General features: G+C 48.7%; 11 protein-coding genes and 1 riboswitch. Of the genes, 1 reads left to right on the top strand and 10 read right to left on the bottom strand.

Annotated features, from left to right (window positions below; genetic code table 11):
* Window positions 1-63: 63 nt before the first annotated feature.
* Window positions 64-642: a cob(I)yrinic acid a,c-diamide adenosyltransferase gene (locus tag ACWQXP_RS02190; protein ID WP_454061199.1), complete on the bottom strand. Its 579-nt coding sequence runs from the start codon at window positions 640-642 to the stop codon at window positions 64-66.
* A gap of 175 nt (window positions 643-817) precedes the next feature.
* Here ACWQXP_RS02190 and ACWQXP_RS02185 point away from each other — a divergent pair, with 175 nt between their 5' ends.
* Entirely contained in the window at window positions 818-1,531 is a 714-nt protein-coding gene (locus ACWQXP_RS02185; RefSeq protein WP_454061198.1) for a ribonuclease H-like domain-containing protein, read from the top strand.
* A gap of 23 nt (window positions 1,532-1,554) precedes the next feature.
* On the opposite strand, the gene bluB is transcribed toward ACWQXP_RS02185, so the two are convergent.
* From bluB to ACWQXP_RS02140, 9 genes are all read right to left on the bottom strand, one after another.
* Window positions 1,555-2,268, bottom strand: a complete 714-nt coding sequence (gene bluB, locus ACWQXP_RS02180; protein WP_454061197.1) for a 5,6-dimethylbenzimidazole synthase — start codon at window positions 2,266-2,268, stop codon at window positions 1,555-1,557.
* Window positions 2,269-2,308: 40 nt separating this feature from the next.
* Entirely contained in the window at window positions 2,309-2,503 is a 195-nt protein-coding gene (locus ACWQXP_RS02175; RefSeq protein ID WP_454061196.1) for a cysteine-rich CWC family protein, read from the bottom strand.
* A gap of 22 nt (window positions 2,504-2,525) precedes the next feature.
* Window positions 2,526-3,122, bottom strand: coding sequence for a cob(I)yrinic acid a,c-diamide adenosyltransferase (gene cobO, locus ACWQXP_RS02170; protein WP_454061195.1), 597 nt, complete (start codon window positions 3,120-3,122; stop codon window positions 2,526-2,528).
* A complete protein-coding gene (locus ACWQXP_RS02165) occupies window positions 3,119-3,598 on the bottom strand; it encodes an N-acetyltransferase family protein (RefSeq protein ID WP_454061194.1) in 480 nt (159 codons plus the stop codon). Before ACWQXP_RS02165 ends, cobO begins: the two co-directional genes overlap by 4 nt.
* A gap of 226 nt (window positions 3,599-3,824) precedes the next feature.
* A complete protein-coding gene (locus ACWQXP_RS02160; protein ID WP_454061193.1) occupies window positions 3,825-5,273 on the bottom strand; it encodes a PepSY domain-containing protein in 1,449 nt (482 codons plus the stop codon).
* Between the two features lie 21 nt (window positions 5,274-5,294).
* On the bottom strand, window positions 5,295-7,466 hold the full coding sequence (locus tag ACWQXP_RS02155) for a TonB-dependent receptor (RefSeq protein ID WP_454061192.1): 2,172 nt from the start codon (window positions 7,464-7,466) through the stop codon (window positions 5,295-5,297).
* 18 nt (window positions 7,467-7,484) lie between these two features.
* A riboswitch (cobalamin riboswitch) is annotated at window positions 7,485-7,651 on the bottom strand.
* A 23-nt stretch (window positions 7,652-7,674) separates the two neighbouring features.
* On the bottom strand, window positions 7,675-7,977 hold the full coding sequence (locus tag ACWQXP_RS02150; protein ID WP_454061191.1) for a hypothetical protein: 303 nt from the start codon (window positions 7,975-7,977) through the stop codon (window positions 7,675-7,677).
* Between the two features lie 13 nt (window positions 7,978-7,990).
* The gene (locus ACWQXP_RS02145) at window positions 7,991-8,428 is read right to left on the bottom strand and encodes a MotA/TolQ/ExbB proton channel family protein (protein WP_454061190.1); all 438 of its coding nucleotides are present in this window, start codon (window positions 8,426-8,428) and stop codon (window positions 7,991-7,993) included.
* A complete protein-coding gene (locus ACWQXP_RS02140; protein WP_454061189.1) occupies window positions 8,428-12,786 on the bottom strand; it encodes a cobaltochelatase subunit CobN in 4,359 nt (1,452 codons plus the stop codon). The genes ACWQXP_RS02145 and ACWQXP_RS02140 overlap by 1 nt, the downstream gene beginning before the upstream one ends.
* Between the last annotated feature and the right edge of the window lie 3 nt (window positions 12,787-12,789).

Genomic DNA, 12,789 nt, shown 5'->3' with positions numbered 1-12,789 from the left:
GGATATCCAAAAACAAGAACTCCATCAATTTCTACTTTCACCTTTCCTCTTTTTCTCGTCTGCTCATTCTCGTTCCCACATATACTCCGGCTCATCTTGAGTTTTCGCAACCCACCGAGCCAGCACAAACAGTGCATCGCTCAATCGATTGAGGAATTTCACTAATTGTTCGTCAACCTGTTCTTCTCGAGCCAGGGTGACACACAGGCGCTCCGCACGTCGACATGTCGTCCTGGCTTGATGAAGAAAGCCTGACACTTTTCCGCCACCCGGCAAAATAAACTCCTTTAACGGTTCGAGATCTTCTTGCCATTCATCGATCAGGTTTTCCAAATGCTGAACATGTTCTGCTGTGACCGTCGGCATATTTTTAAACGTTTCTCCCGGAGCGGTCGCCAAAATTCCACCTAAATCAAACAGCTTATTTTGAATCCACCGAAGCGACTGATCTAATCGCATCACCACGTCTCCCTCTTGCCTCAGATCACGATTAAACACACGTGCTAACCCGATCACAGAGTTCAATTCATCCACCGTTCCATACGCCTCCACCCGTAACGAGTCTTTCCACACTTCTTGGCCGCCAGCCAGACGGGTCTTCCCCGCATCTCCCGTTCGCGTATACACTTTAGATATTCTCATGGATGTCTCCTCTGACTATTCGCAAAAAATCTCCGGCCCAAAAGTTTCCGCCAAGCACTGACGCACAAACAAGCATTATTTGACTAAATGCGTTGCTTTTGATTATTGAACACGAACTCTCCTTCATGTGCATGCAACGGAATTCACCATTTTCTAAATATGACAGGAGCCAATCATGAACCGTAAGTATCTGGCATTTGATATTGAGACCGCCAAAATTCTACCAGAAGACTTTGGCGAGTTACTGGCGCATCGCCCATTAGGAATCTGTTGTACCGCGACATGGGCCAGTCAGGAAGACGCGGCCCAACGATTCTATTCACGAAACCCCGACGGCACGCCAGCCGCACAAATGAACCAAGAGGACTTATCGGCATTCGTTGACTTTCTTCAGCAGCAAGTCAAAAACGGATGGACGATTGTGACGCTCAACGGCCTGGGATTTGACTTTGATATTCTCGGTGAAGAATCCAATCGCATGGAGGATTGCCGGCATCTTGCACGAAACCATGTAGATATGCTGTTTCATATTTTTTGCAAAAAAGGATTCGGGGTTGGGCTCAACGCCGCCGCCAAAGCCATCGGACTCAGTAAACCCGAAAACGTTGATGGATCAGTCGCCCCTCAGTTGTGGAAAGATGGCCAGCATCAACAGGTTTTAGATTATGTGGCGCAAGACTGTCGGCTGACATTAGACATTGCCGAAACGAGTGAAAAAACTAACACGTTTCGATGGATCACCCGAAAAGGCACAACCGCATACGTTGACATTCCGTCAGGCTGGCAATCGGTAGAAGAAGCCATGACACGCCCTCTCCCTGATACCTCGTGGATGGATAAGCCATGGCCTCGATCAAAATTTACCGATTGGCTCAACCCGTCATCGTGAAAGATGAGAATGGTCAGAACAGTCTAACGTTTCGTGACTTTCTTCAAATTCCCATTCCCATTCTTTCGTCCCCATTCCTCATAATGGACTAATTGTTCAAGAGGAAGCCGTTTTCTCCAGCCGGCCTTCTCTAAGTCTGGATTTAAAGAAAATTCTTTGACATAGCCCATACAGAGATAGGCGACGACTTTCACAGGCCGTGGAATACCGACAAGAGTTTTTAACGCGTCATAGTCCAGAATACTCACCCAGCCAATACCAATACCCTCGGCACGGGCTGCGAGCCAAAGATTTTGAATCGCACAGCAGGTGCTGTACAGGTCGGTCTCACGAATAGTTGAACGACCAAGCACATGTGGACCGCCTCGTTGCCTCGTGCAGGTCACACACAAATTGATCGGAGCCTCCTCAATGCCTTCAAGCTTCAGGCTACGATATAATTTCGCTTTCGACCCACGATACCGCTGCGACGCTTCGTCATTGGCTTTCGTGAACAAATGCTTCACCGACTGCTTGGTCTTCTTCTCACGAATAACGACAAAGTCCCACGGCTGCATAAATCCGACAGAACCCGCATGATGGGATGCCTTGAGAATTCGTTCTAATGTCGCCTTAGATATTGGCTTCGCCAAAAAGTTTTGCCGCACGTCACGCCGCTCAAAGATAGCACGATACACCGCATCGCGTTCCATGCTGGAGAAGGCATTTTTACTCACTCTTGAAGTTGAGACATTCATACATTCGCATACTCAAAAAATTAAAGTAAAACATTAATATCTATAATCGCCCAGGATTGAGCTCTTTGCTCATAGACGTCAAACAACCTGGACAAAGACAATTATCATACTGCGCTTCAATCCATTGGAGTTGTTCCTTTGTCAACGAGACATCCTGACACCAACAGCCATGTCCAGAGGTACACCCGAACATCTCTCCACATTGGCTACACGACTTCTGTCTTTGACTATCCATCGTTTCAATTAATAGGTGTGGCTCAAAACTCTACGCCTTTTTGTGCCTTGATCCCTTTACGAAAGGGATGCTTCACCATTTTCATTTCCGAAACCAGATCTGCCACCTCAATTAATTCATCCTTGGCCCCACGTCCAGTAATTACCACATGCATCATCGGCGGACGTTCATTGAGTCCATCCAATACCTGCTGAAGCGTGACATACTCATGATGAATCGCGATATTCAGCTCATCAAGAATCACCATGCCGTACTGAGCGTCTCGTAAAAATGTCAGAACGATACTCCAAGCCTCTTGTGCAAAACGTTTGTCACGTTCTCGGTCCTGCGTTTCCCACGTATAGCCTTCTCCCATACGGAGAAACGTGACTTGCTCACCAAAACCTTTCAAGATCCGTTCTTCCGCTGTATCAATCGCTCCTTTAATAAACTGCACAACCGCAATTTTCATCCCGTGACCGACACTACGCATCGCCATACCAAGTGCAGCGGTGGTCTTCCCTTTTCCTGCGCCGGTATAGACAATCACTAAACCTTTTTCTTCTTGTGCAGCTTCAATGCGTCGATCGACTGACGCTTTCAGTCGCTGCATTCGTGACTCATGATCTTGATCCGTCATACCGAAACCTTTAACTTTCTCCCGCCTGACATTTCAAACCCAGCTTTCTCATAAAAACGGAGGGTTCGCTGAAACCTCGGAAGTGGCGGGGTTGTCACTTCAAGTCTTTTCCAGTTTTTTGCTTTTCCATAACTCTTAACAGCCGCTACGAGCAAACTCCCAATACCTTGCGCTCGAAAATTGGGACGAACATAACACTCTGGAATCACCCCAAACGTTCCTCCTGCATAGAGCGCACGACATTCACACACCGATAATAAGCCAAGGGGTTCTTCTTGATCTTCGAGAATCGCAAGAAACACCACATATTGCTCGTTTTCAATATACTGCATGACTTGACTGTGCATCTGCTCCACATTCACATCGAAAGAAGGCACATTCGTTTCACGCATGACTTCTTCAAGTAACTCATTGACCAGAAGTGTGATTGAGGCTGCATCATGAACAGTCGCATTACGAATTATCGCGTTTACCACAAAATGCCCCTCGTCCTTCATCCCCCATTATAATTTGAAACTTACGAAGCCTCTCCCTGCCTTCACTCACGTTCGAACATACAATGATTATTTCTTACATATGTGGAATAGAGACAGCGCCAGCACAATACCACCGTCGGTCGTATCTTTCCCAGAAAATCTTTTTCATTCCTCTGAGTGTTCGCTCTGCCTCCTCATGTTTCATCAACCTATTACCCGGTATTTCTTAAGAAATCCAATCGTGAGCCACTCGTCTCCATCCAATCACGACTCCCGTGACACTAAACATGAACCCAACCGTTAAAAGAAAAAGCATGACAATATCCCACAAGGGTCGCCTCTCAACCAACCCTGGCACGTCTAAACTATGTAAGCCATTGAACAACCAACGGTAGATTCGACGGCTTTGATCCATGACCGAGACAATTTCACCGGTTTCCCTATTAATATGAACCCAGGTTTGAGAGGAATCATCTAATTTTAATCTCAATGTCTGTTGAGGTAATCTACCCGCTCTCAGTCGCCCATACAAATCGTTGCTCTCTGGACTTTGGACCAGAGCCACCTTTGACTTAGGCCAAGCCTGCTGAACGGCATTGACGATCTCAGACCTCGACAAGGTTAAAGGTCTAAGATCTTCAGAGTTCAACTTCTCATAGAGTTGGAGACTCGTCTTTCCTGTGACGCGAATGAGCGGTTTGCCGCCGACTGCTAAAAATTCTATAGCATTTGCATCCGAGAGATTCTGTAGGGACGTACTTGTGAACCCTGAAGCCAAAGCTTCAGTTGTAACTCCCTGAAAGCTTTCGACTTGAGGTGAAGTAGGTATGGGGATAGAAAAGATGCGCCCGTGATCCATCGATAACCATCCACTGACAATCCACGGTAAGACAAACCCGCCAGCAAAGAGTCCCAAAATATGATGACCACGTAACCATCCGTGAAAAAGGCTGAAGCCCTGAGCATTTGCGACCTTTTTCATTTGGCGCAATCGCCACACACCAAGCCACAACCCCGCCATTGTCGTCATCACACCGAAAAGAGCCATCCACCACAACACTTGATCCCAAAGCGCCCAATGACGACGTAAGATCGTGGGATAGATCCAGTGAAGTACCGCTCCGACATAATTCCACGCTCGCTCCTGTCGTTGGGTTTTCTGTAAGACTTCACCTGTCCTGGCAGAAACATACAGAACCGTGCTGTGCCGATCTGTAAAGACAACACGGTAAAACGGTCGATAGGGATCAAACTGTTGATGAACAACCCATTGATCATACTCAATAGGACCTTCGACATTCATAGCTGACTGGCCATAAAAAGCAGTCGCAATTCGACCAGCAACTCTCTCTGTGATGAGAGGAAGTTTTGTCCCGGTTTCGGCATTAAGGGGGATGACCGAGCCTGCATGCGAATGAACAATATAGGTTGGCATTCCGTCCCTGTCGATCATTCGCAAACGCGTGGGAGTGGGAACACCGGATGCCTGGAGTGCTTTACCGGGAGACTGTGAAATACGAGAGATATCGATAACCGCACGGTGCGCCTGACGTTCGGTTGACGATAACGAAGGAAAAGGATGATACATCAAGACCGCTCCACTGAAAAACCAAGCAGCAAACATCAGGCAGAGCACTATGCCTATCCAACGATGCAATACACGAATCACAAACATGGGCACGACGTTTTGAAAAAGTTAAAAGTCAATTTGGGCATTCAATTCATATGATCGAGGAGAGCCCAACAGGACCTGATCAGGATAAAAGGTATCCCCCCAGTAGGCATAGGCGGTATCAAACACATTGCTAACTCTTGCCAAAATCCGTACCGGTCCGTTGTGATAGGCAACATGAAGATCGACAAGTTCATAACTCGTGAGGGTCACAGTGTTCGCATTATCGTTAAATCGATCACTGACATAACGAAACCGTCCGCCGAGCTCAACCGGAAGACCAGCCACATTGCGATACCGTGTCCACGCATTCATGACCCACTTAGGCACATTCGGGGGACGATTTCCTGAATTGCTGCCGAAAGATTCAAACTCAGCTACGGTATAAGCCGTATTGGCCCCCACGCTCCATTGGGTCGTTGGGCGTACAATTCCTTCGAGTTCAAACCCGCTCGATTGCTGCTTACCAACATTATCAACCTGCCCCCCACTCCCTATTGCCACCAGAATATTGTCCCGTTCAATATAGTAGCCGGCCAATAATACTTCTGCCCGTCCATCGAAGAATTGAGATTTTATCCCAACTTCCCATTGATTCACGTTGGTCAAATCAAAGTCTTGATTGCCATTGACGATAAAAATATTCGATCCAACTGGATCCGCACCTGAAGTCCATTGACCGTAGGTCACAATCGACGGGGTGAATTCATACACAACCCCCAGGCGCCAACTCAATGGTCGAAAATTCCGTTCAAATGCATTAGCGGCATTCACACTACCATCCAAATTAAAACTGTTCCGGTTCAGTCGAATGAAATCCTGACGTAGGGCTGCGACAACTCGTAAATCAGAAGTCAATTCGAGAGTATCTTCGATATACACGGCAACCGTTGTAATTTTTGTTGGGTTCAGAAATGATTGTCCGAAGCTTGCAAACTGTCCAGGATTTGGGTCAAACGGATCGACACTATCGACATTACCAAAAAATCGGCTTCTTCGTGTAAAGTCCACATAGCTAACGTCTACGCCAACCAACGCCGTATGCGGTACTCCGGCTACCGTATTGTTTAAGGTCGCATTCGTGCGGTTGCCAACGGTCATTTGCTCTTGAGACACAAAAAACCGATCACGATCAATCAGATTCGTCGCCGCATTGAACGTATAGGTTTCTGCATTACGCCACTCACGATTTGCGGCAAAATAGTAAAACGTATTGCGTAACAAGAATGAAGGAGTCAACGTCCACTTCACATCAAGATTTGTAAAATATTGCTGTGAAGCCACCTTCTCATTCGAGATATTAAAGTTCTGAAATCGTGTTCGCTTGTCGAGCGTTCGACCATCTGTCGTCTTGACGACACCCTTAAGGGGATTGGTCCCGAATGTACCTGAGACCAGCGGTGTGCCCCAGTAATTTGGCAGGGAGTCCTCTAAGTAATCAAAGCCAAGGGTGATCTCTAATTCTTCAAGAGGCTTCCAGAGGAGTGCCCCTGTACCATTCAATGATCGCGAATCGGCATCTTCCACATATCCATCTGAAGAAGTCTGGCTGAAATCCGCTCGATACCAGACGGTGTTACTCAATGAGCCGGCTGTTCCGATTCCCAGTTTAATTGAGTTGTAACGGCCATAGGCGGTCAACATTATCCACGAACGTTCTTCTTGTAAACGCGGACGCTTCGTGATCATATTCAATGTTCCAGCAATGGCGCCTTGTCCATGCAAGACGGAGGCGGGACCTTTCAACAGTTCAATCCGGTCCAGATTAAACCCATTCTGTGGTCGACCGACCATCGAGGCCGGGCCAAGCCAAATTCCATCACGTAACACCGTGATTTGATTGACCGTGAATCCTCTCATTGAAAAACTAAACGGTTGACCAGGGGGATCACCCCAGATGACTCCGGGAACTGTCTCGACGGCTTCGGCCAAAGATGGATAGCCCTTCTGTTTTAACTCTACATTATCAATAATATGAACAGACGCCGGCGTCTGGAATGGTGTGAGCCCGAGCCGACTACTGGTTGAAGGAGGGCCTGTGAAGCGAAGATCTTGTCCCATCACCACAACTTCATCTAACTGAAGAGGTTGATCCGATTGTTTTTTTTGAGCACTGTCAGGTTGCTCTCCCCAGACGACTGAAGCCATCACCGACAAGACCATAGCGGTAATACAAATTTTGACTGCTCGCTTCATCCATATCCCTTTCCACGAGGATTACTTTTTCTTCTGGCCAGGTCTTCTGACTTAGGGCCCCCTACTCACCAGACCTTCCCGTCAATATGTGACAGTGGTATTCCATGGCTTTCGTTCCCTTTACAGCTGCGGGACAGTGTTGGACTCTCACCAATCTTCCCTCAACCAGATGGATTATTCTGCTATCATCATTCAGTGGTTGTCATCGTTATGTTCCACTCCTTTCGATGAGATACAACTTTCCTGTTTTGGGGTCGCGAAAAACCTGTCCCATTGACTCGTATCCCTCCCCCATACGTTTAATCCCTGGTGGAACCTGTGGAAGCTCTTGACCTTTTTCAACTACTTGAGGTTGAGTCAGCCGTTCAATCAGTTCTGGGCTGAGGGCCGCAAGGGCGGCAATCAAACCACACGCAAATACGAGCATAATATCAACCAAATTCGCCAGTGGACCTAACGGATCATTTTCCTGTAGATCGAATCGGCATGTTCGCCATGCGGATCGCTTCACAACCATTTCCTCATCATTCCTCCACCTCGCTGAAGACCTCGTCGTACCAGCGTCGGCGAACGCGTCCAAGAACAAAACCAATGATGCCCGTTAATAGTCCCAAGACGGTGGTATCAAAGGCTACGGAAACCGCAGCCGTGAGAATTGAGAGATCCCCCTGTCCTAATCCCGATAATCCTGGGCCTAGCGGAATCAACGTGCCCATCAATCCCAACATTGGAGACACTCGGGTTAAGATATCGGTTCGTTCGATTCGCCATCGTGCAATCTTTTCGAAATTCCTGCGATCACTCGCCGTTGAAATTTCCTTTAACCCCCAGAACCGTTCACCAATCGTGATGCCGATTTCCCAAACCGCTAACATCATCATAAGACCCAACCCGAAAATAATGGGATACAACAGAACCGACACAAAGTCATGCATAACCGTAATAGTGACGCCACTGAACATTAGGTTTTCTCCCAACGCTGACCACGTCCTGTCCGAATACCAAGATAAAGGAGAAGAACAGCTAGACTTAGAAGAATCCACACATGCGATACCGCCGCATCGATCACATTCTTAGCCGCTTCCAGTTGAGAGTCATCCGGGTTCGCCATGACCTCATCCGTCTCAATCTCAGCAATCGTTGCCATGCTCTCTTCTTGAGCGACCTCTGGAATCTGTTCATGGGCTAACACCTCATGCAACCCCTTCAATTGACCGGCGTCGAGACGATTCGCCATCCAGTCAAATACTGGATGATCTGGTCGAGTATGACCGCTTCCTGGCAACCCATGTTGAATGATTAAATCGGTGAGTTGTGCACTCAGTTCGTTCAAGGTGCGTTCATCCGCTTTCCAAAAACCCTTTTGCGCGGCCACAAGCATCACCGCCAGCATATTGGTCTTGACATGCACATTATGACTTTGTTCAAGAAACGAATCGAGGCCGAGGTCATAGCGATCATCCAGGTACACCGACTTCACCTCATCCCACATCGCACTCGAGATGATCTCGGGGTTCGTCACTTGCCAACCCCACAGATACTCAAGAAACTCACTCCCCATTGTGCGAGCGCCGGCATAATCATGCTTCATTAACGCTCCCAACCAGACAGGATTGAGAAATTGCCCACGAAGCTCGGTCATCAGGGCTTCATCCAAATTGACCAACGTGGCATGTTTCGGATCCGCATGCTGTACGATACGCGCCTTCGGCGGAGTCCCTGTCAGGCTTTCGACGGCAAGACTTAATCCACCCAAATAGTCAAAGGCATCATTATTATCTAACAAGCCGTACAGATTGCTGGCACGGCCTAAGTATGTATGTTCAATCTGTTTCAAGTTTGATTGAAAGCGGTCTTGCATACGTTCTCCACGATAATCTACACCGTACGCGTGGCCCATCCGGTTCAGGTAGGCCTGAGCAATTTCCTTTCTGTCCTCCCAGGCACCAGACCGTTCCACTAAAGTATTGACGCCAGCTCCATAGGACCCCGGGGCTGTTCCAAATATTCGCAAACTTGCCTCGCGTCCAGCGGCCTTCGCCAACGCACCTGTTGCCAGTAATGTGGTGGCCTCTTTCACCCATTGTGCAGCCACTCGGTTCTGCTGAAGCCGTTCGTTGCCACCGTGAGCTAGTGGACCTAAGGGTTCCAACGCGGCCTCGAGAGCTGAACGAAGCGACGGGTATTGACGTCGAATCGTCTCGCTCGCCCCATCGAGCGCTAACAACACTGCTTTGTCTAACCATTCCAACTGCGCCCCATATAAGTCCCGAAACAATCCAGACGTCACAAAAACCACATCGCGTCGCTCTTCCTTGTTCGCCAACACCCCACGTTGAATCGAGGTCAAGATCCCTCGGCTGTTCCACACTGGCTCAATACCCAACATGTTCAACCCAAAGGCCACCATCGCACCTTCATCACGTACCGCATCGGATGCCCAGAGAATCACGGCTTCCTTACCATCTTTTGAAGCTGGGGCCTCCAATCGTGCTTTGATCGCAAGTTCCTTTCCTAAAGCAAAACCCAATCGTGTGGGCAAAAGACTGCCATCAAGTGCATGAAAATTTCGACCTGTTGGCAAGACCTCAGGGGTTCGGATCGGATCATTCCCCTTTCCCGGCGAAACAAATCCACCAGCTAAGGCATTGAACAGTGATCGTCGCTCTTCTTTCGGTGAATCTACGAGATCCTGTCGTCGGGCCACATCCTCTTGTCTTTCTTCGGTATCTCCCACGATGGAGGCCATCATGATATTGACCGCCTGCGCGGTCCAATCTTTCCCAAAAACATGAAGGCCCAGTGGCATATAGTTTTCCTGTAGTTTGGTCAGATAATGTCCGGTTTCATGCACAAGAAGATCATCATCGACTTCTTCAAAACGTATCCCTCGAATGCTTAATTCGTCAGCCATGCTGACGGCAAGCTCATCACGTAAATTCAGTCCGTCAATCCGTTCCCGAATGGCGGCCACTGAACGAATGCGCGCGGGTGAAGCCGGGTCAGGATCCGCCGCCTCAAATGTTTCGACCAATTGCCGAAGTCCTAGAAGATCATCGTACAGCTCTGTCGTACTTAACGGCGGGGTTAAATGACTCACCATGACCGCAAGCCCCCGACGTTTGGCCTGAATACCTTCACCCACACCATCAACAATGTAGGGATACACACCCGGCGTCTCTCCCGCAATATGCCAAGAGTAGTCAAGCAGACCGACGCCAGTGCTATGCCGTGGAAGAAATTCGTACGTTGAATGCCGTCCTAAATGAATGATGCCGTCAGCTTGAAACTCTTCACGAAGCCAGGCATAAAACGCCAGGTATTGATGCGTAGGAGGAAACGTCGTATTGGCATGCAAGAGTTCTTCGTTCAATTCCCAACCTCGAGGAGGTTGTGGCCCAATGAACACATTTCCAAAACGTATTCCAGGAATGAGCAGCTGTTGCTCATGAACCATGACGCGCCCTGGGATCGTCCCCCATCCTCGCAATCCTTCTATCGAGGTGTCACGAACAGCCTGATTCAACTTGCTCGCCTGACTCCAGTCTGTTCCACCGTCTATCAGCCTACGATATTCTTTCTCCAGTTGAGCTAAAAGATCTTTGGCCCGATCTCGACTCGCATGGGTCGCTCCATCAAGAACAAACCGTACATTTCCCATGACCGATTCCAAAATTTTGACGGCAAGCTCCCGCTCACTTGAGTCAATCGCACTTCGCAACCGTTCGTGAAGATACCCTAACGGGCCGTGCTCCATTTCAGCTTGCAAGGGATCAGGTAATTGCGTAAACCAGGTTCGATATCTATCAGGAGACACCGTCGTAATGAGCTTGGACATCTGACGCAATGAATCTGCCTGCTCTGGCAGGTTCACCCCACGTTCTTGAATAAGGTCTAGCAGTGCTTGAGGATCAGGTGGAAGCTTTCCGGTGTGATAGCCCTGCGCCTTCATCCTTGTCAGGATGTGCCAAAGACTTGCTGGAACATCAAGGTTGTCCGCTCCAATGTTATGTCGGCCTGGTGGATGATTGTAATACACAATGGCCACTCGCTTTTTCGCATTAGAGGTTATACGTAATCGGTTCCAGGCGTTCACTCGCTTGACCATCCGATCCGTTTGTTCAGCGAGCGGTTGTGTGATACTGAGACGAAGCCCCGTTAATTGATGTATCCAAGATTTCGTGGCGGTCGCCAGAACGAGTGGCTGACTAACACCCTGGACCTCAGGCATGGCGATACGAAAATGGACGGAATTCCACGGAAGGCCGTCTTCTGAGAGTTCCCACTGGTCACGGGTACGGTCAGTGAGACGAAGTCCTTTGAAGACCGGCACATTCAGACGCGACAGGACCTGGGTGGCCATTTCACGCCCCTCCCCCCCACCTATCACGAAATCCTGAAGCGAAATAATTCCAGCCAAGGGAGCCTTCGCTTGTAATGTCTCAAGCAATGTTAACGCTTGCGTGCTGCTTTCCCCCCACAAGGCAAAGACGGCCACACAATCCAACGCTTCGTTAGTGGCTGACGCACACAATTGATTGATCAAATCAATATTCCCCTTACTATCACCACGATCATGATCGATGATGGCCATCCACGGCTTCTCGGGTGTTAACGAAATCTCATCGGGCCTCTTCAAGACATGCTGGTGATAGAGGCGAACATTCTCTCGAGAACGGACGACATCGATTTCAATTTCAGCCCCCGCCGTCTTGAATAACAGCGCAATCATGTTCGCGAGGTTCGTTTGACCACGAGCATGCCAATACGCTTTGACTTGTATCCAAATCTTCTGACGGGGAAATTTCGTGGAACGTTCATTGATCCACTCCACGGCGCTCTGATCCTTTCGTGGAGCTTTTCCGATCTCCTCGATGGCATCGGCGCTCATGCCACGAAATAGCGGACCAAGATGATCACGTGACTGAGAGACAAGCGAGGGAGACGAACTGATGGCCAGTATGGGCTTTGTCTGGTATTTACTCAGTAACTGTTGCAATCGAACCGCATCATCGCCAAACGTCGCCACGGCCAAGAACGCATCACTTTGGTTTAGCAATGATTGTGCTTCCGTATCACTCATCGTCGAAAATTGAGAGTGCGAGCGAATCACCAATTGATGAGATTGATGCCGTTCATGAAACTCATCAGCTCCGGCGGCAAGATCAGCGGCTGAACGGTCAGAGACAATAGCCAGAAGCGTCTTCCCAAAACCGACATTCGCGGTCACCAGGAGTATCAACAACGCACCACCGACCATACGAAATAAAGTTGCGGTGAAAGGGAGAACAGCTATCCGACGTTCGCCAATCTTCATCATCTG

Source organism: Candidatus Nitrospira salsa (genome assembly GCF_965152625.1).
This window is presented reverse-complemented; position numbering and strand designations above follow the sequence as displayed.